Below are 23,563 nucleotides of genomic sequence, written 5' to 3'. Positions count from 1 at the left end.
ACAAAAATGTAAGCACAATGTTATTCCTTTCAATTGTTAAAAAGACCAGATTTTCATAGAATGAAGTAGAAAGAAATGGAGTGATTAAAAATGCTGCAAGTTAAAAATTTAAGTAAAACATATGGTGATGAAATCAAATATCAAGCATTAAAAGGGCTTGATTTAACTGTTGAGGATGGAGAATTTATCGGAATTATGGGACCTTCCGGCAGTGGTAAAAGTACATTTTTAAATCTGTTGGCGACAATTGACCAGCCTACTTCTGGAGAAATAGTATTGAACGGCAAAAACCCTCATAAACTGGATCAGGAGGCAATCGCTAAATTTAGACGGCGGGAGCTGGGCTTTATTTTTCAGAGCTTTAACCTGATGCCTACTTTGACTGTGGAAGAAAATATTGTTTTGCCTTTAACTTTAGATGGTGAAAAAATTAATGTGATGAAGAGAAAATTGCACCAGCTAGCTGAAAAATTAGGTATTGCACCATTATTAACAAAACGGATTGGAGAAATATCCGGCGGACAGGCACAGCGTGTGGCTGTTGCTAGAGCGATGATTCATCAGCCGCAGCTGTTGCTGGCTGATGAACCGACGGGGAATCTGGATACTAAATCCTCTAAAGATGTAATGAAGCTCCTACAGCAGCTGAATAGAGGAGAGCAGGCAACTATTCTGATGGTTACCCATGATCCTTTGGCAGCCAGCTATTGCCAAAGAATTGTGTTCATCAAGGATGGTGAATTGGTTGGTGAAATCAAACAACAGCAAGGACAAAAACAATTCTATGATGAGATTATGACCAATCTTGCAATGATTGAAGGTGTTGAGAATGAGTTTTAGTCAATTTGTAATCCGCAATACAATCAGAAACAGACGGCTGTATTTAGCCTATTTCCTAAGCACACTATTTGCTGTGATGGTTTTTTTCACCTTTACTGGTTTTGCTTTTCATCCGGCATTATCTGATGGATTAAATGCCAGTGCCCAAAAAGGGATGATGGCTGCGGCAATTATCATTTATGGCTTTTCTTTTTTCTTTGTACTGTATTCGATGGATGTGTTTATTCAATCGCGTAAGAAAGAATTCGGGGTATTAATGATTCAGGGCATGAGCCCTAAACAACTGAAACGCATGATTTTTATTGAAAATCTAGTTATTGGTTTTTTTGCAACAATTATTGGCAGTATTGTAGGAGTAGGTTTTTCCCAGTTGATTTTATTCCTCAGCAACAAGCTGATACATGTTAGTCTTAGTTTCTATTTTCCATTACAGGCAATGATAATAACTCTAATCTCTTTTTCCATTTTATTTTTAGCTATTTCTTTTTTCATTCAGTTTCGTTTACCAAAGCTCAAGCTACAGACGTTACTGAAAGCTGGAGATATGGGAAAAGGGACAATCAAGGGTTCATTTATCAAAGGATTATTAGCAATTATACTAATTGGCATCGGTTATGGTGTAGCGCTGCTGTCACCAGGTCAGCTGGTTCCAATAGTTATGCTGCCGGTGATTTTTCTGGTTGTTTTGGGAACGAGATTTCTGTTCAATCAACTCAGTGTCTGGAGTATTGAAAAGCTGAAGAGTAAAAGACAGATTTTTTGGAAGAAAACCAACATGGTTGTCTTTTCGGATTTGGCCTTTCGTATGAAAGATAATGCTCGCTCCTTCTTTCTCGTATCAATCATTTCAACAGTTGCTTTTGCGGCTATTGGGACCCTTTACAGCTTTCAACAAATGATTTTAGGGTCAGTTGATTCTATGCCGTATGAATTTCAGCTATCTGGTGAAACAGCAGAAACAGCACCGATTGATACTGCCTTTTCCGCATTATTGGAGCAAAAAAGCATTCAGGTGCAACGGGGTGACTATAAGACATATACGGATCAGAACCATGTAAACTTTATTAAAGAAAGTGACTACAATCGGTTGGCAGAAATTGCGGGACAACCCAAGATAGTGGTTAACGGACAAGCAATTCAACTGTTATTTGATACAGAGTTTGGTTCAGGAAATGAACCAGAAGCGGTCACTCAGGTTCAATTGCCAAATCAACAGCTTTTAGCAGTACAGAAGCAGGAAAAAGAAACTATTTTGCCAGTATTCAGTACAACAGTTGTTGTCCCTGATGCGACTGACTTAGATACATTGGGTTACACTCAGGGAACAGTTTGGCAGCCGCAGGATCTTTCACGAGAAGAATTAATTGATCTGGGAAAATCTCAGGAAGGTAATTATCAGTTTTCTGCAAAAACCTATTCTACACAAATGATTTTAGACAGCTATAAACCCATTTTATTTGTAGGTATTTTCATTGGAATTGTCTTCTTTGTCTCTGCCGGAAGCTTCCTTTACTTCCGCTTATACAGTGATATGGATGTCGATGTAGAGAAGTTCAGAATGATTTACAAAATGGGATTAACGAAAAAAGAATTGAAAAAAATGATCAATCAGCAGGTGGCTATTCTCTTCTTTACACCAATTATTGTTTCAGTTATACATGGTGCGGTTGCACTGACAGCCATGTATCATATATTTAATCAGGGAATGCAGCTGGCAGGTTGGCAGGTATTGGGTGTATTCATTTTGATCCAGGCCGCCTACTATCTAATTGCGAGAATCTTCTACTTTAAAAAAGTCTATCGGCTTATTCAAGCCTAATTGGCTGCCAACATGTTAGTGGTTGAATTTAAGCGTTTTTTACAAAAGAAGCTTTTCCCCAAAGGTTATGAACGCTAGCGCTACTTTTTTTGCTGGTACTGGGTGAACAGGCTGTGTTCTTTGGTTTTTCTGAAAGTGTTTTTTTTAAATCATCAGGTATCTGAGGCAAGGGCGGGCTTGGAACAATATAAATTCCCAGATTCTCAGTATGTCTGGGACCAAAATAATGGCGGTCAAAAACCGCCTCTTCAAAAATAAGCCATACTATATTGGAAATGTAGCTATTTTCGTTTAGTATGGTTTATTGCTGAAAAACACAGTGATGTATGAGCTGATGTTGAACAGTATCTGCCTGGTTCTTGAAGCAAAACACTTTGGCTTAACCTCTTCTTTTTCCTATCTTGAAAATAAGAGAGCTGTTGCAATGCAAGAAAGAATGGGTTATAGTATGAATCGAAGTCTTGATGAAATGAGGAAAACTAGTGGAAAAGATATCCATTTACGGGTTGACTAAAGAAGAGCTGATCAACTGGTTTATTGAAAACGGTGAAAAGAAGTTCCGGGCTACACAGGTTTGGGAATGGCTGTACATAAAACGTGTACGCACGTTTAGTGAAATGACGAATTTATCTAAAAATTTAATTACTATACTAGAAGAAAACTTTATTATTAATCCTTTGCGACAGGTAATTATTCAGGAGTCAAAGGATGGAACAGTAAAATACTTGTTTGAGCTGCCGGATAAAAACATGATTGAGACAGTTTTGATGCGCCAAGAATATGGTCTGTCTGTTTGTGTGACTACGCAAGTTGGCTGTAATATTGGCTGTACCTTCTGTGCCAGTGGGTTATTGAAAAAGCAGCGGGATTTAACAGCTGGAGAAATAGTTGCACAGATTATGGAGGTTCAGCACTATTTTGATGAGCGCGGACAGGATGAACGAGTGAGCCACGTTGTCGTGATGGGAATCGGTGAGCCATTTGATAACTATGACAACCTGATGAACTTTCTGCATACAATCAACGATGCCAAGGGCTTGGCTATTGGAGCACGTCATATTACCGTCTCAACAAGCGGTCTAGTACCGAAAATCAAAGAATTTGCCGATAATGGTTTGCAGGTTAATCTCGCGATTTCCCTACATGCACCAAATAATGATGTTCGTACATCCATCATGCGAATTAACCGCAGCTTTCCGATTGAGAAACTGATGGAAGCAGTCGATGAGTATCTGGAAAAAACGAATCGGAGGATTACCTTTGAATACATTATGCTGAACCATGTGAATGACCGAAAAGAACATGCTCAGCAGCTGGCAGATTTGCTGAAGAATAAGAAAAAGCTAACCTATGTAAATCTGATTCCTTATAATCCTGTAAGCGAACATGATCAGTACAGCCGCAGTGATAAAGCTGACGTGCTGGCATTTTATGATGTGCTCAAGAAAAATGGAATTAACTGTGTTATTCGCAGAGAGCATGGCACAGATATCGATGCTGCCTGTGGACAATTGCGTAGTAAGCAAATAAAAAAAGAAAAAGCAGCTAAATAAGGCGGCATAGTTACTATTCAAAAAAGATAAATTAACAAGCGGGGACTGAAACATTCGTCAAATTGATGATGTTCCAGTCCTTAAAAATTGTATAAACGGTATTCCAATGATTCATACTGCCTCAGGACTCCAGCAGCGAAAAGGTATGCAGGGAGAATGATAGACGAAAAAGCAGTTCCATTAGAAAGAAGCCGAAAATATATTGAGAATAGTTGCTTAAGGCTCTCACCTTAGTTCCTATTTTCAGTATATTCCGGCTTTTTAATGTTTAGTACTTAGTCACTCATTCTGCGTTCTATACGAGCTGCTTGTGTAAATTGGCTAAACGAGTGACTAAATTCTCTCCAGTATTATAGGCGTATAAGATAGACAGTTTAAAGCAAAGCAAGAGTTGTTTCTGAATAAGTGCAATATTCTCCGCGTAAATAAGTTTCTATGAAAGTGTTTTTTGCTTGTCATTCTTCGAATAGAGGTGCCATTGAGAGTTTTTTGAGAAAATGAAATTTGCCAACTGACTCTGACAAAGGGCTTTTCCACCGATATTTTCCTTAGCCTAAAACTAAAATAAATCCAGAGTAACTGCTTTTCTGGTAAGTTCTTTTCTTAGTTTTTAGTGTCCTTATAATACCCATGAATTTCCTCTTTTTAGCTGAGGATTTTTGATTTTTTCCATTATTTCTTCTGCCTGGTAGGTTAAGAAGCTAACATTAGATTGAGAAAGACCTTCTGCATTGAAATAGCTGACTAAGCGTCTGCACATAGTTTCTATCAGCTCTTCTTGATTATTCTCTTTATTGACCAGCAGCAGATTTAAATCGTCCGTAGTTTCTTGACCAAAAAGAGGACAGCTGGAAAGGGAACGTTCTACCCATTTGTAAAAAGGTAAATATCGTCTGTTGATTAGATGGACGCATTCGCTATAGTAGTGAATAAATTCTCCTAGTGCAGCCTGCGCACCAATTTGATTGTTTCTTTTTAGACATCGAAAATAGTTATATTGTCCTGATTGTGCAATTTTATTACAGCAATAGGCCATTTTTTTGAGGCGGATATCTTCGGGATAATAGGCTAGTAACTGTTTTCTAAAGGCGGTGAACTGTCCTAAATTATCCATGAAAACCTGACCATTAGTAGCGATAGAAAGAAAATCCTGAGGAATACGCAGCCACTCCTGAATGGTTTGTGGAACTGAATCACACAAGGTGAAATTCTTATAAAATTCTTCAATAGAATAGACATCCAGTTGAGCTGTCAGCGACGAAGATATAGTAGTTATTTCATCGATATATTCTAGATATTTTTGTCGCGGCAGCCATAAGCAGCATCTTGTTTTGAAGTCATGATCTCGCGAATAGGCATCATCAAATTCGTAGCATTCAGACCCCTGACCGACTAATCCAAAAGCACAGAAGGGGAAAATCTCTGGTAATTTATTCTGAAACAGCGCTAGTATTTCAGTTTCAAAAAAATGCCGGGCAGCCTCCATTCCATAACCACCTCTGTCCGTTTCACAAGGGATGGAAGAAGCCGCTTCAGCGATAGCTTCTTTTTTTAAGATACTATTCAGTGTTTGAATATGTCCTGTAACTGCCTGATAATCCCTGCTTTCTTCACCGTAGGTGTCCCTAATCAATTTCTGACTGACCTCATAAAGACTTAGGCTTTTAGAAAACTCCCCTCGTTTATAAAAAACACTGGCCATATTATTAAGTATAACTGCATACAACGGATGTTTTTTGCCTACTGTATTTCTCAGAAGCTCTTCTGCTAAAACCAAATAGGATTCTGCCTCCGGCTGTTTCGTTTGTTTACAAATTTCAAAAAGATTGTTGTAGCTGATTGCCAAAGGAACAGCTAACCGCGGTGAATCTTTAATAAGTTCAACAGCATTCATCAACAGTTGATAGGCTTGTTTGTACTCACCCATATTTTGATAAACAAGAGAAAGATTATTGCACAGACTAGCATAAGGATAATCAAATAGATTTAGGTTTTCGTATAGTTCTTTTGCTTGTAAAAATATTTTTTCGGATTTTACTAGTGAGCCCTGTGCTCTTAAAACATTTGCCAAATTTGTCAACGTAGTGGCGTAAGCTTCTGAATGACGGGAATAGAACCAGTCAATTAAATCCAATGCTTCAGTCAATGCTTCAACAGCCTTTGGATAATTGCCGGTAACACGCAGTGCACCTCCATATTCATTAAGTATCTCAATTGTTTTTGCTATTTTCTGTTCCTGCTTTGCCGCAGCTAATGCTTTTTCCAGCGGAATCAGCATTTCTTTTTCGTTTCCTTCACGCCAATAGCTGTGCGCTTGAGCCAAATGTTCTTCTATACTATTACTCATCAGCCTTCACTACTCCTTTTTTAGCTCTTGAAAACTATGAAACTTGCCCGAATATCCCGATAATACGCACTAGTACAATTAATGGTAGCGCTTACTTAATATCATAGCTCAAAAAAACTTCTCTGTAAATATTCCTAAGAGTAGAAACGTTGAATAACTTTAATTTTGCTCATTTAAACAGGTTATAAATGATACCAGTGAAATAGGTATGAAGACTACAACGATAATTTTGTGCAGGTTTTATTCTTATTTAAACAGATAGAAACTGCTGAGCTGTCTAGAGCATTCAGCAGTTTTTATCTATGTGACAGTCTTTCTATGCTTAATCAAACCTCTACCTGAATAACATGAACCCCTTCTTTTTCTATTGCGTTAATGGCTTCAGGAGAGGCAAAGGTGTCTGTAATTAAGTAATCAATATCCTTAATATTTCCGCTGGTAAAGTTAGATGAAAAACCAATTTTTCGATAATCTGCAACAACAATGACCGGTCCGCGGGTTCGCTCAATAATTAAAGAATTAATCTTAGCTTCATGGAGAACGGGAGTAGTGATACCATCCTCTAAGCTTAACCCTGAACAGCCGATAATAGAAATATCAGATGACATCTTTGAAAAGGATTCAATGGCGATATCCCCAACCAATGCTTCTTTAGGAAAACGGATTTCCCCGCCTGAAAGAATAACAGTCGAATTAGGATGATGATCAATATTGGCAACCTTCACATTGTTTGTGACAATAGTTACGCGTTTTTCTTCCAGCTTTTTAATGGCAGCGAGAGCGGTAGAGCTAGTATTAATAAAAAGTGTATCTCCCTCGCTAACAAATTCAGCAGCTTTTTGGGCAATTAAACATTTAAGTATTTCCAATTCTTTGTTGTAAAGCTGCTCATTTTCTTTTTGAATTATCTTTGCCTTGCCGTGTTCCCGTATCACCTGACCCATTTTTTCAAGTGCAGTCAAGTCGCGGCGAATTGTAACTTCTGACACTGCCAGCTGCTCGCTAATTTCTTTAATTGATATAGAGGAAGCAGCGGTTTTTAGCAAGTCAAGAATACGCTCTCTTCTCTCCTGAATTGTCTTGTAGGAACTCTTCATAAAAATCTCTCCCTGTTCATATAGTCGTTAAGTGCAAAGTGTTTCCCAGCGTTCGAGCTTCCTTCAGCAAACGGTTTCCATCGGACACTGCACCAGACTTAACAGTGCTGCGGCCCTGCATATAGTAGAGATAAGCGAGTTCCCGATTATTTAGTCGACTAGTGTCAACCTGTTCAAAGGCTTCTAGGCTCTTTTTATTTCTACCTTGAACATAATACTTTATTCCCTCAATTTCTGACCAAGAATAAAGGGGACTAACCTGCTTTGTTTTTAGTTGTTTTAACTTAGTAAGCGATTCTAGCGCTGTATCTGCTTTTTCAAATTCCTCTAAAAAATAAAAGCAGTGAAGTTGTGTATGGTAATAAATAAAAAGGTAGTCAAAGGTCGAGCGGAAAAATTTTTCGTTCTTTGCTAAGTGCTCCAGACATTCATTATAATGACCTTTATCCATTAGTAATAAGGCATCGAAGATACGAAGGGAACCAGTAAAGCCCTTGAACAAATCAGCTTTATACAGCTGTTTCTTCAATTGCTCTGCTTTGATAATATCACAATCGAAAGTTAGTGCGCAGATCATTTTTTCATAGCTTCTTTTTAGATATTCAAACAGAAGTGTGACAGCTAAAGCAGCAATACCAACAACTGAAAAAAACAATTTAGATTCCAGTTTAGGAGATGTAGCTGCTAAATAGATGATATAACCGGCAAAGATACTGTAAATACTCCAGAGTAGTAGTTTTTTCCCAGAATGAAAGACAGTCCACAATATTTTTCTCATGATTCTCACCTCAAACATTATACTATCATAAAACAATCTTAATTTGCACTAAAAAATGATTAAATGCTCAAAAAATATTAAAAAAATGGTCAAACGTTCTTAAAAACATGAAATGCTCATAAAAAAAGATTGAAAACGCTTGATTTTGTTGTAGAATAAATTTGTAAACGAAAACAAACGTGAAAAATTAGGAGGCAGCGTATGGCGACAATTCATGATGTAACAAAAGAGAGCTGGATTTTAAGTACATTTCCAGAGTGGGGCACTTATTTAAACGAAGAAATAGAAAAAGAAGATGTTAAAGAAGGAACAGTTGCGATGTGGTGGCTAGGCTGTACGGGAATCTGGCTAAAATCACATGAAGGGACGAATATACTTTGTGATTTATGGTGTGGAACAGGTAAACGTACACACGGAGACGGTAAGATGAAAAAAGGACATCAAATGATGCGGATGAGCGGATGTGAAAACATGCAGCCGAATCTACGAACTCAGCCATTTGTTATTGATCCATTTGCGGTAAAGAATGTAGATGCATTAGTTGTAACCCATATCCATTCAGATCATCTGGATATTAATACGGCTGCAGCAGTCCATCAGAATTGCCCGGAGGCATCGTTTATCGGACCGCAAGAGGTTGTAAATACTTGGCTGGAATGGGGAATTCCAAAAGAAAAGACAATAGTTGTCAGACCAGGGGACCGCATTAAAGTGAAAGATGTTGAAGTAGCCGCATTGGAAGCATTTGACCGGACAGCGCTGGTAACTTGTGAAGATCCTGAAGTAACATTAAAGGGAAAAATGCCTCAGGATATGGATGAGATTGCAGTAAATTATTTATTTGAAACCAGCGGCGGCAATATCTATCATGCAGGAGATTCCCACTATTCCAATATGTTTGCTAAACACGGCAATGAACATAAAATTGACGTTTGCTTAGGCGCCTATGGTGAAAATCCAAGAGGAATTACAGATAAAGTAACATCTGTTGATATGCTTAGGATGGCCGAATCACTAAATGCAAAGGTAGTAATTCCAGTTCATTACGACATCTGGGCGAACTTTATGGCAGATCCGAAAGAAATCACGGAAATCTGGAAATTTAAGAAAGATCGTTTAGACTACCAATTTAAACCATTCATCTGGCAAGTAGGTGGTAAATTTACTTATCCTAATGATAAAGACAAACTGGAATTTAATTTTTATCGGGGATTTGAAGATGTCTTTGCTGTGGAGAATGATACGCCATTCCCATCATTCCTGTAAAAAGCATATAAATAAAAGAAATCGGGATGGAAAACAAAAAATTCCTCCCGATTGTTTAAAAATAAAAAATGGAAGGGGATACATGATGCTGAAGTATTTCTATGAAAATGATTTAGTACGTTTTAGCGAAAAAAAGCCGGGAAATTGGGAAGAGGCAGTCCAGATTAGCTGCGATAATCTAATTGAGAAGAAAATCATCAATCAGACTTATGTAGAAGAAATTATTGCCTGTGTTAAAGAATTTGGTCCTTACATCGTTATTGTGCCAGGGGTGGCTATGCCGCACTCTTCAGAAAAAAGTAAAGGGGTCTTTGGGACAGCTATTTCCTTTACAAAAATGCCGGCAGACGTTGTATTTGAAGAGGGAAATCCGGAAAAAAATGCCTGTTTATTTTTTACACTGGCAGCTAAAAATCCGGAAGAACATATGGAAAATATTGCGAATTTATCTGAGCTGCTGATGGTAGAAGGCTTGATTGAAGATTTATCTGCGACAAACTCACTGGCAGATTATCAAGGAGTTATGGAAAAATATCAATTATAAGAAAGAGGGGATAAAATGGATCAGGTTTTAGATTTTTTACTAGGAATTTGGGACTATTTTGCTGCAAACATTCTTACGCAGCCTGCGTTTCTTATTGGATTTATTGTGTTATTAGGTTATGTATTATTGAAGAAACCGATTTATGAAAGTATCGCAGGTTTCTTAAAGGCGACTGTAGGGTATCTGATTTTGTCTGTTGGTTCCGGCGGACTGGTTAATAATTTTCGGCCAATCCTTGTTGGACTAAAAGAACGTTTCGATTTAGACGCCATGGTTATCGATCCTTATTTCGGACAAAATGCAGTTACCGCTGGAATTGAAGAGACCTTTGGGCGGACCTTCAGTGATACGATGATTTTACTGTTAATTGCCTTTGTTATGAACATTTTGCTGGTTCGTTTCAAAAAGTATACAAAATTAAGAGCCGTATTTACCACAGGAAATGTTCAGATTCAGCAGGCGGCAACCGCCTTTTGGCTGTTACTCTTCTGTTTCCCGGATTTAGGCCGTATAGAAATCCTGTTGGTAATGGGACTGGTTCTAGGTTGTTATTGGGCAGTTGGTTCCAATTTGACCGTAGGAATCACACAGGAGCTGACTGAAGGGGCTGGCTTTGCCATTGCCCATCAACAAATGTTTGGAATATACATTTTTGCCCGCTTAGCTGAAAAAATGAAAAAAGGAGAGAACAATAAACGAATTGAAGACATTAAGTTTCCAGGCTTCCTTTCCATTTTCAATGAAAATATGGTCTCCACATCCATTTTGATGCTGTTTTTCTTTGGAATAATTATGGTTATATTGGGGCAAGACTATCTGATTCAAGCTGAATTTATGGTTGAAGGGCAAAGCTTTTTCTTCTATATTTTACAAACATCCTTGTACTTCGCCGTTTATCTGGCAATTCTGCAGTTAGGGGTTCGGACCTTCGTGGATGAACTGACGCAATCCTTCCAAGGAATTTCTAATACGTTGCTGCCAGGAGCTGTTCCCGGCATAGATGTTTCTGCCTCACTAGCCTTTGGTTCGCCCAATGCGGTAACAATTGGCTTCCTGTTTGGCGCATTAGGACAGTTTGTAACCATCGGCTTATTAATTTTATTTAAGTCACCAGTCATTGTAATTGCCGGATTTATTCCGCTATTCTTTGACAATGCAGCGATTGCTCTGTTTTCAAATAACCGTGGAGGAGTAAAAGCTGCTTGTATTTTCCCATTTATCTCTGGGATTATACAGGTTGTTGGTTCCGCTCTAATTGCTTCATTTGTAGGACTGGCACAGTATGGCGGGTATTTAGGCATGTTTGACTGGGCGACAGTTTGGCCAATTGCTACATTACTGATGAAATTCCTTGGCTATTTTGGTATTGCAGTAGTTGTTCTGCTTCTACTAGCCATTCCGCAGCTTCAGTATCGTGCGAATCCGGAAGGCTATTTCCTGATTGCTGAAGATTATGATGAGTATGTAAAAAAGATGGCAGCTTAAATTAAAGGAAAAACACTAACTATAATTAATAGGAGGAAATAATAATGAGAGTATTAGTATCGTGTGCAAATGGATCAGGAACAAGCTTGATGATGATGAGAAGTGTAGAAAAAGGCTTGAAAGAGCTTGGCTTTGAAATCACAAAAATTCATCATTGTTCAATTGCAGAGGGAAAAAGTTCAGCTATGCAGTATGATGTAGTATTTACACCTATGAATTTTCTGCATATGTTCGATGCTGTAAAGGAAAAGGGTGTGACTGTGATAGGAATCAAAAATGTCATGTCTGCAAAAGAGGTACAAGAAAAAGTACAGGAAACGGATTTAGAAGCGACCTATAAGTAAAACAGAAAGCTTCTAAATTTATAAAAAGGCTGGATTAGAAATGAGCGCGGGATAGATTTGTTTCGTATCCTGCGCTCTTAAACTAGAGCGGGAGGAAAATTAATATGAGCAGACCAAATTTACAAGTTGCGTTAGATCATTCAGATCTAGCCAGTGCATTAGCTGACATCGTAAAAGTTGGAGAAGTTGTAGATATAGTAGAAGTAGGAACGATTCTCTGCTTACAAGCAGGAGAGGAAGCGATTCGCTGCATACGGGCGCTATACCCGGATAAGCGAGTGATTGCAGATACAAAATGTGCTGATGCCGGAGGAACGGTTGGAAAGAACTGTGCCGATGCGGGTGCGGATTGGATGACTGTTATATGCTGTGCAACAATCCCTACTATGAAAGCTGCAGCTGAGCAAGTTGGAGAAGTTCAAGTAGAGCTTTATGGCGACTGGACCTTTGAACAAGCACAGCAATGGCTGGATGCCGGCATCTCACAAGCCATCTATCATCAAAGCAGGGATGCTCTTTTTGCAGGAGAAACTTGGGGAGAAAAGGATCTGACTAAAGTTAAAAAGCTGATAGATATGGGCTTTAGAGTATCTGTTACTGGAGGCTTAGAGGTAGAAACCTTAAAACTTTTTGAAGGCGTAGCTGTCTACACATTTATTACCGGGAGAGGAATTACCTCAGCAAAAGATCCTAAACAGGCTGCTCAGGCTTTTAAAGATGAAATTAAGCGTATTTGGGGGGAGTAGAATGACCACTTTAGGAATTTATGAGAAGGCGCTCCCTAGAGGAATCAGCTGGGTAGAGCGGTTGATTCTTGCTAAAGAGCTGGGGTTTGATTTTGTAGAAATGTCTATAGATGAAACAGATGAACGATTAGACCGATTGACTTGGGATAAAAAGCAAAGGAAAGAAGTCATTGATGCAGTTCATGATACCGGAGTTAAAATACTATCTATTTGCTTGAGCGGACACCGGCGGTTTCCTTTCGGATCGAAAGATGCAAGCGCAAGAAAAAAAGCACTGGAAATTATGGCTCAGGCAGTGGATTTAGCTTCTGATTTAGGTGTTCGAACAATTCAGCTAGCGGGCTATGATGTGTATTACGAAGAGAAGACAATTGCTTCCCGAAATTATTTTATTGAAAATTTAAAAAAAGCTGTTACGTTAGCAGCAGCAAAAGAAGTGGTTTTATCTATTGAAATTATGGATGATCCTTTTATCAATTCCATTTCTAAATTTCTGAAGATTAAAAAGCAAATTCCCTCGCCTTATTTACAGGTTTATCCAGATTTAGGCAATCTTTCTGCATGGTCGGAAAATGATGTCGGTTATGAATTAGAAGCAGGAATCAGCCAGATATCGGCTATTCATTTGAAGGATACACTGGCAGTAACAGCAGATTTTGATGGAAAATTCAAGGGAGTTCCATTTGGTACAGGCTGTGTCGACTTTTCAGGATGCTTGAAAACCTTGAAACGTCTTGGATACAGCGGACCATTCCTAATTGAAATGTGGAGTGAAACTAGTTCAGACCCTAAAAAAGAGATTGAAGATGCCAAGGAGTTTCTATTTCCTTATTTGAAGGAGGCGGGATATTTTGAGAGATGAAGTAATTAAAAAAATGAAGGAACGGGTTTTTCAAGCGAATTTGGCTTTGCCAAAAGCAGGTCTGGTGAAGTTGACTTGGGGCAATGTCAGCGAGATTAATCGAACTTTGGGTGTGATTGTAATCAAACCCAGCGGTGTACCATATGAGAAAATGACAGTAGAAGATATGGTGATCACTGATTTAGATGGAAATATGTTGACAAAGGGTATGAAGCCCTCCTCTGATTTGGCAACTCATGTCATTCTCTATAAAGAATTTTTAGAAATTGGTGCAGTTGTACATACCCACTCCAAATATGCTGTTATGTGGGCGCAGGCCGGCCGAGAAATTCCAGCGTATGGAACAACCCATGCTGACACTTTCTATGGTCCAGTCCCTTGCACCAGACAGCTTAGTGAGAAGGAAGTCAAAGCAGCCTATGAAAAAGAAACTGGAAAGGTCATTGCTGAACTGTTTCAGCAGCAGTCAGTTGATCCACTAGCTGTTCCAGGAGTTCTTGTCTATGGGCATGGACCTTTTACCTGGGGAGCAACACCTCAGAAAGCAGTAGAAAACAGTATCGTGTTGGATGAAATTGCAGAGATGGCACAGTCAACCGAGGAGATAGGAGGAAAAATAAAACCGATTCCTAACTATTTATTAGACAAGCATTATTTTAGAAAACATGGTAAAAATGCTTATTATGGACAATAAAATGAAAAAGGATTATAGTTTAATTAGATGGAATTGTATAAAATTTCAAATTAATTACGTTTAATTATTACTAAAAAAATAATTAATATTTTTAGTATGATTTCTCAAAGAAATAGCTTTCAGGTATAAGAAATTGAGAAGAAATAAATTTTTTTGTTTGATATAATGTAAGGGATCTAATGCTTTGTTTAAGCATAAAATCAAGGCGTTTTGCTGACCCTTTCAGCTAAATGCCTTGTTTTCTCAAAAATTTTAATAAATCTGACAATTTTTGAAAACCACGAGAGCAAAATTTTTAGTATAATGATGGTATCAAGTATTAATAAACTATTTTGGGGAAGATAGTGCATTAAATCTCTTTATAATACAACAGCTACTGTTCAGGCAGTAGCTGTTGTATTATTTTATGCACTAATTCTGCATATTTTACAGAAAGACAATAAGAGATAAGTAAGAAATCGATTAAATAGTGTATTTCTTAAAAATAGAGTTGAAAAAGACAGTTGAAAAAGACAGTTGAAAACACTATCTGCCGACTAATTATATTAAATATAGGTGATATCTCCTGCCAGTTCCACTTATGTAGGAACATCTAGTGGAATGGTATGCGTACGAAGAAAAAGGCAAATGCTTATCCTAATTACGGCAATTGCCGCCTCTTTTCGTAAACAAAGATAGAAGTAGGATATTTTTATTTTTTAATAGGAGCTGTATTTCTTCCGAAGTCTGAAGTTCATTAATTTCAGACTTTTTTTGCATGTTTAGAATTCTTTTGCGTAGCTTAATCTTGAGGAGGAAGCTATGGATATTAAAGAATTTTCAAAAGAGCTGATTGAATGGGGTGTACAAAATAAAGCTCAGGATCTGTACATCTTACCTGAAAGGACAGGCTATAGCATTTTATTTCGAACAGTTCAGCATAGGCAAAAATATAAACAGCTGTCAAAAGAACATGGAGAGAAGCTAATATTTCATTTTAAGTTTATTGGACAAATGGATGTTGGTGAAAAGAGAAAGGCACAGACTGGAGCAGTTACATACGAGGTTAGGGGACAAGAACGCAGGCTTCGGCTATCTTCCGTAGGGGATTTCCGGCAAAGAGAAAGCTTAGTCATTCGTTTTCTACATTTTTTTGGAGACAGCAAAGAGTATTACCTGCTGCCTAAACAGTTGGAAACGGTCAGTAAAGAGGTGAAGGCAGCTGGACTGCATTTATTTTGTGGTCCTGTTGGTTCAGGAAAAACTACTTTAATGTATAAGCTTGCTAAAAATTCAGGAGTAGATGCTCAGATTATTTGTATTGAAGACCCTGTGGAAATTGAAGAGGAAACATTTCTCCAGCTACAGACAAACAATAAAATAGATATGACCTATGATGCATTGATTAAGGCTTGTCTTAGACATCGACCGGATATTTTAATAATCGGTGAAATCAGGGACGGACTAACTGCTCAAGCAGCCATTAGAGCCTCACTAACAGGGCACACAGTTTTTGCAACAATACACAGCAGGGGCATTACTGGAGCGACTGAACGTTTACTGGAGTTGGGCATACAGACCAGAGAACTAGATGAGTGCCTAAAAAGTATTATCTATCAGCGGTTGTTGACGGTAGATATTGAGGGGGAGATTCCTGCTTTACTGATGGAGTATCAGTTCTCTAAATCAAAAACAATGGGGTGGAACAATTTATTGAGAAAGGTATGGGCTTATGGATTTATCAGTACGGAAATTTATTACAAAGAAAAAAGAACCTAAATTAACTAAAAAACAGTCTTCTGGTTTTTTTAAGCTTTTAGCAGAGCTGTTAATGAACGGTTTTTCTTTAAACGAAAGCTTTTCATTTATGAGAAAAGCCAAGGTATTGCCGGCAGCATTAATTGATTTTCTCATAGATGGGTTGGAAAGTGGTGAGGAATTAACCGAATCTTTAGTAAAATTGGGGGTTTCTTCTGAAATTATCACTCAAATAGAATTCGCTCAAAGGCATGGAAATCTAGCGGCAACTTTGACAGGCATTGAACAACATATGGGGATTATGCAAAAACAGAGAGAGAACCTTTCAAAGATACTTATCTATCCATTTATTCTTCTACTGTTCCTATTTGCAGCACTCATCGGTATGAGACAATTTTTGTTGCCCCAGCTTCAGATGAGCGGCCTAACAACTACTGATAATTTTGGTATTCAATTTGTTAGAGCCAGTCCCTATGTTTTAGGTGGCGGTATGCTGCTGCTTATATCACTGACTATCAGTGTTCGCCTTTTGCTTAAAAGAAAGACTCCTTTTAATAGAGCCGTATTTCTAGCAAAAATACCAGGATTTCGATCATACTATATTCAATATACCTCAGCATTTTTTTCTTTGGAATGGGGAAAGCTTTTTTCTCAGGGAATGGAAATTAAGCATATTGTTGTCACAATGAAGGGGCTCCTTAATGAATCACTGATGAGGGAACTATCCGAAGTCATTGAGAGAGGTTTGCTAAAAGGGGAACCTTTCTACAATCAGTTAGAATATTTTCCGTTCTTTTCTGAAGAGCTGGCATTAATTATTCAACAAGGAGAAGTTAAGGGAAACTTAGGAAAAGAGCTAATGATTTATAGTGAAATATGCTGGAGAAGCTTCTTTCTGCGAATAGAAAAGCTGATTCAATGGCTTCAGCCAATAATTTTTTTGATTATTGCATTGGCTGTAGTTGGAATTTATGCAGCAATGCTGCTGCCAATTTATGGAGGGATTGATACATTATGAAACAACAAAAGATAGCAAAAAATCACAAAAATAATAATATGGAAAAAAAGCTGCGTAAAAAAAAGCTAAAAGGTTTTACACTTTTGGAAATGCTCATCGTTTTATTAATCATTTCCGTTCTAATTCTGCTTTTTGCTCCAAATTTATCTAGACAAAAGGACAATATTGATAAAAAGGGCAATGCAGCGATTATCAAAGTCGTGGAAACACAAATGGATGTCTATCGTTTAGAAAATGATCAGACACCAACAGTGGATACCTTACTTTCAGAGGGCTATATTACACAGGAGCAATATGATAAATATCAGGCAAATAAGTAAAGAATACCAGGGCTTCACGCTGATTGAGGCTTTGTTGGTTCTGTTGGTAGCTGCATTTCTTATTAGCATGCCCTCATTGTTGCTAAAGCAAAGCCAGCAAAATATCATTGTGGGACAGTTTTTTATGCGGTTTGAAAAGCATCTGCTATATGTTCAGCAAATGGCGATTGTCAGTGAACGAGATTCAGGCATTTATCTTAATACGAAAGAAAGCCGATTGATTTTCTCCTCTGCAAATGGGGAGGAAATATTGAATATCCCAGAGGAGCTGGTAGTTCAGGGACCTCAAAAAATAGTGTTTAAAAATGGTACGGGAAACAATGGCTCATTGTCAAAATATAGTTTTGAATGGGTCTCTAAGAAAGAAAGGATTGAATTTCAGTTTCAGATGGGAAATGGAAGATATGTCAAAAAAATTCATAAAATATAATGGCTATTTATTTATAGAAAGTTTTTTAGCATTAACGATGCTTACTCTGATAATTGGTACTTATCTTTCTGTGAATAGTCTTTTATTAGAAAAAACAAAAGCACAGGAAACACAACTGGAGATGAAGCGGCTTCTTTACGAAGAAGTGAGGCATTATGAAAACTATGGTGGAACAGCTAGCAAAGTCATTTTTAGAAATAATACTTATTATCAGCTAAGTATTACACTGGAAAATAAGAAAATTGTAAAGGCGGCTATTAAAAATGGGGAAGAATCATTTGCGGTTGAAGAAATTGAATAAAAGAATGAGGCTATCTGGTTTTACGCTGTTGGAATGTCTGCTTGCGTTATTTCTTTTTTCGTTCATCGGTATAATTAGTTCAGGTTATATCCGGCATACCCAACTGCTGACTAGACGTCTAAACAATGCTTCTGAAAAAGAATGGCATGCCTTTCAAATTCAATTGGAGAATGAACTGAAAGAGTGCAGTTTGACTGCTTTGGAAAGTGAAAAGCTAACCTTGTATGACCAGAAGGAGCAATACACGGTACTTATTGAATTTAAATACAATAAAATAGTGAAGTCAGCAAACAACGGGTATCAGCCACTACTGACTAAAGTGGAAAGAGCTATTTTTACTAGAAATGAAAATCGAATACAGGTAGATGTATTGTTTGAAAACGGCAGAAATCATAAGGGTTGCTGGATTATTCCTAAGGAGCTTGAGTATGAAGCAGAGGTATAGAGGCAGTACGATGATAACAGCATTACTCTTTTTCTATTTATTTGGTGTCTTATTTTTAATTGTCGCAGAGGATTATCAATTAACTGTTCAATATTCAAAAAAGACACAAGCCTTTTATACAGCGAAAGTAATCTGTTCAATGTTTTTATCAGAATTTCGACAGTATCAGAATGAAGATAATCAAGGGACAAAAACTTATTCAAAAGGAGTACTCAATTATAAATTAGAGAATCAAAAAATGACAATGATTGTTCAGACTTCTGGGGCGACCTATACCTTCTATGAAGCGGTTAAAAAAACAGAAAAAGATAAAGAGTAAAAAGTTTGTGAATTGTGTATCAAAATCTAAATGAAAATAACTGGTACAGAACAGCAGTCTGAATGGAAATAATGAGATTTCTTTCATGAAACTGCTGTTTTTCTACTGTAAATGCTGAATTTACAAATAATGTTATAAAATTGATTGATTATTATGCGTTTTTTAGATAAAATAGAACAGGTATGAAAGTTGTTATATTTTTTAAGAAGTTGAGGTGTTTTTTTGTTTTCTGAGAAAATGGAAAAGGCTTTCGAATTGCTGGAAGAAGCAATAACTTTACTGAAGAAATCTTTAGATATTTCTTTTTTAGATGCTTACATTGAAAATGGAGATAATCTTCTAGATGATTTTACGGTCAGAGTTCTTGATGGAAAGCCTGAAGAAGCCACGGTTTTGAAACTGGAAGAGATTTATAAGGAATTTCGACAGATTGATCTAAAGCCAGAGGAGCTTAGTCGTTTGACACAGCTTTTGCTGCTGAAAGGAAACAAGGATGAACCTTTGCAAGCCAACCATCAGCTAACACCAGACGGTATTGGCTATTTGTTCATGTACTTATTAGAAAGTTTATCTGCTGAAACAAAGGATTTACGGATTTTAGACATTGCATCAGGTATGGGCAATCTATTATTAACCTTGGTTGTGAATCTGCAGATGAACGGTTATAGGATGACAGGCTATGGTGTGGATATTGATGATACATTATTAGCAGTTGCATCAGTAAATAATGGCTTAGTCAAGTCGAATATTCATCTATTTCATCAGGATGGTCTACAAGATTTACTCATTGATCCAGTTGATGCAGCTGTCAGTGACCTGCCGATTGGCTACTACCCTAATGATGATAAAGCAAAGCAATTTACTGTTGCTTCAGAAAAAGGACATACATATGCACATCATTTGTTGATGGAGCAGGCGATGAATTATGTGAAGCCCGGCGGCTTTGGGCTATTTTTAGTACCTTCAAATATATTTGAATCAGACCAGAGTCAATATCTAAAAAAATGGATTCAGGAACAAGTATTTTTGCAAGGTTTAATTCAATTGCCGAATGAACTTTTTCAATCTGAACAATCGAGAAAAAGTATCATGATTGTCCAAAATAAGGGAAACGAAAGCGTGCAGGCGAAAGAAGTCCTTCTTGCCAAGCTGGCGACAATGAAAGATCCAAAAAACATCACTCAGTTCTTTCAACAATTTGAAGCCTGGAAAGCTTCAAATTTAAAATAAAAATTACTTAATTCATTTAAAGAGGAGAATATCATGTCTAAAACAATTGCAATCAACGCTGGAAGTTCAAGTTTGAAATGGCAATTATACGTAATGCCAAATGAAGAAGTTATCGCTAAAGGAATCGTTGAACGTATTGGATTAAATGATTCAATTTTTACAATCAAGTATGGTGACGATAAAAAGTATGAAGAAATCATTGATATTAACGATCACGAAGTTGCTGTTAAAATGCTGCTTGATAAGTTGATTGAATTAAATATTCTTGGTTCATATGATGAAATCACTGGGGTTGGTCACCGTGTGGTTGCTGGTGGAGAAGACTTTAAAGATTCAGCTTTGATTGACGATGAAGCACTGGCAAAAATTGAAGCATTGGCAGATCTTGCTCCTTTGCATAATCCAGCAAATGCAATGGGAATTAAAGCATTCAAAAAGATTCTACCAGACATCGTAAGTGTGGCAGTTTTTGATACAGCTTTCCATACAACAATGCCTAAGCACAATTATTTATATAGTATTCCAACTGAATACTATGAAAAGTTTGCCGCACGTAAATATGGAGCTCACGGAACAAGCCATAAATACGTAGCACAACGTGCTGCTGAAATGTTGGGCAAACCAATTGAAGAGCTGAAAATCATCACTTGTCACTTAGGGAACGGTGCATCAATTACAGCTGTTGACGGCGGTGTTTCTGTAGATACATCAATGGGCTTCACACCGTTAGCCGGCGTAACAATGGGTACTCGTTCTGGAGATATTGATCCTTCATTACTTCCTTACCTAATGGAAAAGCTTGGTTTGACTGATATCAAGGAAATGATTGATATTTTAAACAAAAAATCCGGTTTATTAGGATTATCAGGTATTTCTAGTGACATGCGTGACTTGGAATCAAATATTGACAAAGAAGAAGTACAAACAGCATATGACATCTTTACAGACCGTATCCGTAAATATATCGGCAGTTATGTAACTGTAATGAACGGTGTGGATGCAATTGTGTTCACTGCGGGAATTGGAGAAAATGATTCTCATGTCCGTAGCGAAGTAATTAAAGGAATGACTTGGTTCGGTTGTGAAATCGATGCTGAGAAAAATAATGTGCGCGGGAAAGAATCTGTGATTTCAACTGAAGATTCAAAAGTAAAAGTACTATTGATTCCTACAGACGAGGAATTAGTAATTGCGCGTGATGTTGAGCGTTTCCGTAAATAATCAACAAATAGCTTACCGAAGCCAAAGAACCCTTCACTCTTACTACTGAGTGAAGGGTTCTTTTTAAAAAGTTAAGTGAAACAATAGTCGATTAAGAAAGGTGTGAGAGATGTGTTCCAATCTTTTAAGGAGACTCCTTCAGCAGTTCGGACTGAACTATGGAATCAGGGATTTTCAGATTATTTAGTACCAGTTAAGGTGACGGAGCAGCAGCTGAATGACAGGCTTAGTTTTTTGAAGCTAAAGGATGATTGGTCTTGGATATACTTGAGTAATGGAAAGCCTGCTGGAATTATTTTGTATGGTGAAGCAGTGTGGGGGCAAGAAAAAGTAGGATGGATTGGAGGCTTGGCAGTTCATCCAGAGTATCGCAGCAAAAATATAGCAAAGCTTTTGATGAATCAGGCTGAGACAATAGCCAAGCAGCATAGCGTATCCAGAATGACGCTGGAAGTAATTACTGAAAATACTAAGGCAGTTGAACTCTATAAAAAGCTAGGCTATTATATTGCATCGAAGGTTCTAGTTCTAAAAAGGAAAGTAACAGAAAAACCGCAAAGTAAGCTGTCTTTTTCAAAAATAGCAGCTGAACAAATTGTAGAACCGGACAATACTCCTTGGCAAAACTGGCTAAGTCATGGAAATGAGGGCTATAAAATCAGTTCAGAAGAAAATAAACGGATTGGAACAATAGTATTGTCGAGAAATGAACAGCAGGTGACGATTTGTCAGATGAATCTTGTTGATTTCAACAAAGATGGCGAAAACATGATAAGAAATCTAGCGGAAGCATTTGGCCGTGAACAGGTTGTAGGGATGAACTTCTCTGAATCATCGCAAGAGACTAAACAGCTGTTGAATATAGGTTTTAGCCCAATTGTAGAGCAGTATCAGATGGAAAAAAATTATAATACAGATGAACTAGAGTAATCAAACTAAAAATTAATCTATTCTAAAAAATAAAATGAGCAGGCAAGACATTAATCCGTGTTTACTTCCTAATACTGAGGGAGCTATCAGCAGCTATTCGAATTTCTTCGTAAAGTTTCTTAACAATTTTCATCTACTTTGTATTATGCTCCAAGGCGTCATACTTTTGCCCTAACTCTCTTACAATTAAAAAAGGCCAGACAAAAGCTGTTCTTCTGGAAACAAGCTGAAAGTCACAAAATTAAAAAATCATTTTTGTGAACATCATCTGATTTCCAAAAGCTGAATGCTTTTGGCTGGGTCCTATTTTTATAGCTTTTATTCTACTTCTTTTGGTACCTTATTGTCTAAATCTGTTCTTACAACAAGGACATCACTGGCGGCATTGCGGATAACGTATTCTGAAACAGATCCGATAAATAGCCGTTCTACAGCGTTTAGTCCAGTTGCACCAATCATGATAAGATCAACATTGTGATCTTGAGGAAGCTGCTTGGCGATGATTCCTTTCGGCGATCCGTATTCAATAACGGTTGAAACCTTTTCGCAGCCGTGCTCCTCTGCTTGTTTTTTGTAGTCATCCAATGTTTGTTTAGCCATTTCTGTTGCCTGCTCAGCCAACATCCCATCAAAAGAAGAGATGGATTGGAAAGCCCGCGTGTCAATGACATGCGCTAGTAGTAGTTCTGCATCATTTCTCATTGCTACATTGACAGCCTTTTTGAAAGCCAGTTCTGCTTCCGCTGAGCCGTCGACGGCTACCATGATTTTACGATAATTTTGTAACATAGGAATCAACTCCTTTATTATTTACTCTATATGAATCCTGCGAGGTGTCCCAAAGGATTTATATAACATTAAATCGTTCTACACTATTATTGTAGAACAAAACAGTCGAAATTCAAATCAAAAAGGGTAAAATTCTCATATTTTTTTTGAGAATGAGATTCCAAAAACTGCGGCAAGCATTAATAGAAAGATAATATAGACTAAGGAAAGATAAAATAGATTGATAATTGCTGTTACAATACCCAACACTCCGAAAATTAAGAACAGGCGGCTAAAGCTATCAAAAAAATCTGAAGAGATGTCCTTTTTTAATGCAGCTGCAAGAAGAGGAAAGCTCTTTTTTAAATAAATACTGATGATAAAAGCGAGTATAGCTGCAGCTAAAATAAGAAAACGAATAAGCATAGTATTCCCCCAAAAAAAGAAACTGCGACATCTACATTAATGT

25 protein-coding genes are annotated in these 23,563 nt (G+C 37.5%); 20 read left to right on the top strand and 5 right to left on the bottom strand.

Going from position 1 to position 23,563, the window contains the following annotated elements; all coding sequences use genetic code 11:
- The first annotated feature begins 90 nt into the window (after positions 1-90).
- From AC1Z3K_RS01700 to rlmN, 3 genes are all read left to right on the top strand, one after another.
- Positions 91-840, top strand: coding sequence for an ABC transporter ATP-binding protein (locus AC1Z3K_RS01700; protein ID WP_426082114.1), 750 nt, complete (start codon positions 91-93; stop codon positions 838-840).
- Positions 830-2,659, top strand: coding sequence for an FtsX-like permease family protein (locus tag AC1Z3K_RS01695; protein ID WP_461731629.1), 1,830 nt, complete (start codon positions 830-832; stop codon positions 2,657-2,659). Before AC1Z3K_RS01700 ends, AC1Z3K_RS01695 begins: the two co-directional genes overlap by 11 nt.
- Before the next feature lie 482 nt (positions 2,660-3,141).
- Entirely contained in the window at positions 3,142-4,212 is a 1,071-nt protein-coding gene (rlmN, locus tag AC1Z3K_RS01690; protein WP_426082112.1) for a dual-specificity RNA methyltransferase RlmN, read from the top strand.
- A 619-nt stretch (positions 4,213-4,831) separates the two neighbouring features.
- Here the strand turns inward: rlmN and AC1Z3K_RS01685 are convergent.
- The 3 genes from AC1Z3K_RS01685 to AC1Z3K_RS01675 form a co-directional block, all read right to left on the bottom strand.
- Positions 4,832-6,559: a DUF4037 domain-containing protein gene (locus AC1Z3K_RS01685; protein ID WP_461731628.1), complete on the bottom strand. Its 1,728-nt coding sequence runs from the start codon at positions 6,557-6,559 to the stop codon at positions 4,832-4,834.
- Between the two features lie 326 nt (positions 6,560-6,885).
- Positions 6,886-7,656, bottom strand: coding sequence for a DeoR/GlpR family DNA-binding transcription regulator (locus AC1Z3K_RS01680; RefSeq protein WP_426082110.1), 771 nt, complete (start codon positions 7,654-7,656; stop codon positions 6,886-6,888).
- 16 nt (positions 7,657-7,672) lie between these two features.
- Positions 7,673-8,434 (bottom strand): hypothetical protein, encoded by a 762-nt coding sequence (locus tag AC1Z3K_RS01675; RefSeq protein WP_461731627.1) that lies wholly within the window; start codon positions 8,432-8,434, stop codon positions 7,673-7,675.
- 201 nt (positions 8,435-8,635) lie between these two features.
- On the opposite strand from AC1Z3K_RS01675, the gene ulaG reads away from it, so the two are divergent.
- The 17 genes from ulaG to AC1Z3K_RS01590 all read left to right on the top strand — a co-directional run bounded on the left by ulaG (position 8,636) and on the right by AC1Z3K_RS01590 (position 22,326).
- On the top strand, positions 8,636-9,700 hold the full coding sequence (ulaG, locus tag AC1Z3K_RS01670) for an L-ascorbate 6-phosphate lactonase (protein ID WP_461731626.1): 1,065 nt from the start codon (positions 8,636-8,638) through the stop codon (positions 9,698-9,700).
- 85 nt (positions 9,701-9,785) lie between these two features.
- A complete protein-coding gene (locus tag AC1Z3K_RS01665; protein WP_461731784.1) occupies positions 9,786-10,244 on the top strand; it encodes a PTS sugar transporter subunit IIA in 459 nt (152 codons plus the stop codon).
- Positions 10,245-10,259: 15 nt separating this feature from the next.
- The gene (locus tag AC1Z3K_RS01660; RefSeq protein WP_461731625.1) at positions 10,260-11,729 is read left to right on the top strand and encodes a PTS ascorbate transporter subunit IIC; all 1,470 of its coding nucleotides are present in this window, start codon (positions 10,260-10,262) and stop codon (positions 11,727-11,729) included.
- A 44-nt stretch (positions 11,730-11,773) separates the two neighbouring features.
- Positions 11,774-12,073 carry a PTS sugar transporter subunit IIB gene (locus AC1Z3K_RS01655; RefSeq protein ID WP_426082106.1) on the top strand — a complete coding sequence of 100 codons (300 nt, stop codon included), beginning with the start codon at positions 11,774-11,776 and terminating at the stop codon, positions 12,071-12,073.
- Between the two features lie 104 nt (positions 12,074-12,177).
- Positions 12,178-12,819 carry a 3-keto-L-gulonate-6-phosphate decarboxylase UlaD gene (locus AC1Z3K_RS01650; protein ID WP_426082105.1) on the top strand — a complete coding sequence of 214 codons (642 nt, stop codon included), beginning with the start codon at positions 12,178-12,180 and terminating at the stop codon, positions 12,817-12,819.
- 1 nt (position 12,820) lies between these two features.
- Positions 12,821-13,681: an L-ribulose-5-phosphate 3-epimerase gene (locus AC1Z3K_RS01645; protein WP_461731624.1), complete on the top strand. Its 861-nt coding sequence runs from the start codon at positions 12,821-12,823 to the stop codon at positions 13,679-13,681.
- A gap of 13 nt (positions 13,682-13,694) precedes the next feature.
- Entirely contained in the window at positions 13,695-14,375 is a 681-nt protein-coding gene (locus AC1Z3K_RS01640; RefSeq protein ID WP_426082302.1) for an L-ribulose-5-phosphate 4-epimerase, read from the top strand.
- 801 nt (positions 14,376-15,176) lie between these two features.
- Complete coding sequence (comGA, locus tag AC1Z3K_RS01635; RefSeq protein ID WP_461731623.1) at positions 15,177-16,133, top strand: competence type IV pilus ATPase ComGA; 957 nt, start codon at positions 15,177-15,179, stop codon at positions 16,131-16,133.
- The gene (gene comGB / locus AC1Z3K_RS01630) at positions 16,087-17,130 is read left to right on the top strand and encodes a competence type IV pilus assembly protein ComGB (RefSeq protein WP_461731622.1); all 1,044 of its coding nucleotides are present in this window, start codon (positions 16,087-16,089) and stop codon (positions 17,128-17,130) included. Before comGA ends, comGB begins: the two co-directional genes overlap by 47 nt.
- Positions 17,127-17,450 (top strand): competence type IV pilus major pilin ComGC, encoded by a 324-nt coding sequence (comGC, locus tag AC1Z3K_RS01625; RefSeq protein ID WP_426082099.1) that lies wholly within the window; start codon positions 17,127-17,129, stop codon positions 17,448-17,450. The genes comGB and comGC overlap by 4 nt, the downstream gene beginning before the upstream one ends.
- The gene (gene comGD / locus AC1Z3K_RS01620) at positions 17,425-17,880 is read left to right on the top strand and encodes a competence type IV pilus minor pilin ComGD (RefSeq protein WP_426082098.1); all 456 of its coding nucleotides are present in this window, start codon (positions 17,425-17,427) and stop codon (positions 17,878-17,880) included. Before comGC ends, comGD begins: the two co-directional genes overlap by 26 nt.
- On the top strand, positions 17,855-18,181 hold the full coding sequence (locus tag AC1Z3K_RS01615; RefSeq protein WP_461731621.1) for a competence type IV pilus minor pilin ComGE: 327 nt from the start codon (positions 17,855-17,857) through the stop codon (positions 18,179-18,181). The genes comGD and AC1Z3K_RS01615 overlap by 26 nt, the downstream gene beginning before the upstream one ends.
- On the top strand, positions 18,144-18,626 hold the full coding sequence (comGF, locus tag AC1Z3K_RS01610; protein WP_461731620.1) for a competence type IV pilus minor pilin ComGF: 483 nt from the start codon (positions 18,144-18,146) through the stop codon (positions 18,624-18,626). The genes AC1Z3K_RS01615 and comGF overlap by 38 nt, the downstream gene beginning before the upstream one ends.
- Positions 18,610-18,945 (top strand): competence type IV pilus minor pilin ComGG, encoded by a 336-nt coding sequence (comGG, locus tag AC1Z3K_RS01605; protein ID WP_426082095.1) that lies wholly within the window; start codon positions 18,610-18,612, stop codon positions 18,943-18,945. Before comGF ends, comGG begins: the two co-directional genes overlap by 17 nt.
- 222 nt (positions 18,946-19,167) lie before the next feature.
- Entirely contained in the window at positions 19,168-20,175 is a 1,008-nt protein-coding gene (locus tag AC1Z3K_RS01600; RefSeq protein ID WP_426082094.1) for a class I SAM-dependent methyltransferase, read from the top strand.
- A 33-nt stretch (positions 20,176-20,208) separates the two neighbouring features.
- On the top strand, positions 20,209-21,396 hold the full coding sequence (locus tag AC1Z3K_RS01595) for an acetate/propionate family kinase (protein ID WP_426082093.1): 1,188 nt from the start codon (positions 20,209-20,211) through the stop codon (positions 21,394-21,396).
- A 111-nt stretch (positions 21,397-21,507) separates the two neighbouring features.
- Entirely contained in the window at positions 21,508-22,326 is an 819-nt protein-coding gene (locus AC1Z3K_RS01590; RefSeq protein WP_461731619.1) for a GNAT family N-acetyltransferase, read from the top strand.
- A 318-nt stretch (positions 22,327-22,644) separates the two neighbouring features.
- On the opposite strand, the gene AC1Z3K_RS01585 is transcribed toward AC1Z3K_RS01590, so the two are convergent.
- Entirely contained in the window at positions 22,645-23,115 is a 471-nt protein-coding gene (locus AC1Z3K_RS01585; protein WP_426082091.1) for a universal stress protein, read from the bottom strand.
- 135 nt (positions 23,116-23,250) lie between these two features.
- Positions 23,251-23,520 (bottom strand): hypothetical protein, encoded by a 270-nt coding sequence (locus AC1Z3K_RS01580; protein WP_426082090.1) that lies wholly within the window; start codon positions 23,518-23,520, stop codon positions 23,251-23,253.
- Between the last annotated feature and the right edge of the window lie 43 nt (positions 23,521-23,563).

It is taken from the genome of Enterococcus sp. LJL128, from assembly GCF_056924295.1.
The sequence above is the reverse complement of the archived record's forward strand: the minus strand, read 5'-3'. Positions and strand labels throughout refer to the sequence as shown.

What these genes read in the sequence shown, in the direction of transcription:
- AC1Z3K_RS01640 (WP_426082302.1), top strand. Translation starts at nt 13,695, where the DNA reads ATGAAGGAACGGGTTTTTCAAGCGAATTTGGCTTTGCCAAAAGCAGGT.
- AC1Z3K_RS01685 (WP_461731628.1), bottom strand. Translation starts at nt 6,559, where the DNA reads ATGAGTAATAGTATAGAAGAACATTTGGCTCAAGCGCACAGCTATTGG.
- AC1Z3K_RS01680 (WP_426082110.1), bottom strand. Translation starts at nt 7,656, where the DNA reads ATGAAGAGTTCCTACAAGACAATTCAGGAGAGAAGAGAGCGTATTCTT.
- AC1Z3K_RS01615 (WP_461731621.1), top strand. Translation starts at nt 17,855, where the DNA reads ATGTCAAAAAAATTCATAAAATATAATGGCTATTTATTTATAGAAAGT.
- AC1Z3K_RS01695 (WP_461731629.1), top strand. Translation starts at nt 830, where the DNA reads ATGAGTTTTAGTCAATTTGTAATCCGCAATACAATCAGAAACAGACGG.
- ulaG (WP_461731626.1), top strand. Translation starts at nt 8,636, where the DNA reads ATGGCGACAATTCATGATGTAACAAAAGAGAGCTGGATTTTAAGTACA.
- AC1Z3K_RS01700 (WP_426082114.1), top strand. Translation starts at nt 91, where the DNA reads ATGCTGCAAGTTAAAAATTTAAGTAAAACATATGGTGATGAAATCAAA.
- comGG (WP_426082095.1), top strand. Translation starts at nt 18,610, where the DNA reads ATGAAGCAGAGGTATAGAGGCAGTACGATGATAACAGCATTACTCTTT.
- AC1Z3K_RS01675 (WP_461731627.1), bottom strand. Translation starts at nt 8,434, where the DNA reads ATGAGAAAAATATTGTGGACTGTCTTTCATTCTGGGAAAAAACTACTA.
- comGC (WP_426082099.1), top strand. Translation starts at nt 17,127, where the DNA reads ATGAAACAACAAAAGATAGCAAAAAATCACAAAAATAATAATATGGAA.
- comGD (WP_426082098.1), top strand. Translation starts at nt 17,425, where the DNA reads ATGATAAATATCAGGCAAATAAGTAAAGAATACCAGGGCTTCACGCTG.
- AC1Z3K_RS01580 (WP_426082090.1), bottom strand. Translation starts at nt 23,520, where the DNA reads ATGCTTATTCGTTTTCTTATTTTAGCTGCAGCTATACTCGCTTTTATC.
- AC1Z3K_RS01655 (WP_426082106.1), top strand. Translation starts at nt 11,774, where the DNA reads ATGAGAGTATTAGTATCGTGTGCAAATGGATCAGGAACAAGCTTGATG.
- AC1Z3K_RS01595 (WP_426082093.1), top strand. Translation starts at nt 20,209, where the DNA reads ATGTCTAAAACAATTGCAATCAACGCTGGAAGTTCAAGTTTGAAATGG.
- AC1Z3K_RS01650 (WP_426082105.1), top strand. Translation starts at nt 12,178, where the DNA reads ATGAGCAGACCAAATTTACAAGTTGCGTTAGATCATTCAGATCTAGCC.
- comGF (WP_461731620.1), top strand. Translation starts at nt 18,144, where the DNA reads ATGGGGAAGAATCATTTGCGGTTGAAGAAATTGAATAAAAGAATGAGG.
- AC1Z3K_RS01645 (WP_461731624.1), top strand. Translation starts at nt 12,821, where the DNA reads ATGACCACTTTAGGAATTTATGAGAAGGCGCTCCCTAGAGGAATCAGC.
- comGA (WP_461731623.1), top strand. Translation starts at nt 15,177, where the DNA reads ATGGATATTAAAGAATTTTCAAAAGAGCTGATTGAATGGGGTGTACAA.
- AC1Z3K_RS01585 (WP_426082091.1), bottom strand. Translation starts at nt 23,115, where the DNA reads ATGTTACAAAATTATCGTAAAATCATGGTAGCCGTCGACGGCTCAGCG.
- AC1Z3K_RS01660 (WP_461731625.1), top strand. Translation starts at nt 10,260, where the DNA reads ATGGATCAGGTTTTAGATTTTTTACTAGGAATTTGGGACTATTTTGCT.
- comGB (WP_461731622.1), top strand. Translation starts at nt 16,087, where the DNA reads ATGGATTTATCAGTACGGAAATTTATTACAAAGAAAAAAGAACCTAAA.
- AC1Z3K_RS01665 (WP_461731784.1), top strand. Translation starts at nt 9,786, where the DNA reads ATGCTGAAGTATTTCTATGAAAATGATTTAGTACGTTTTAGCGAAAAA.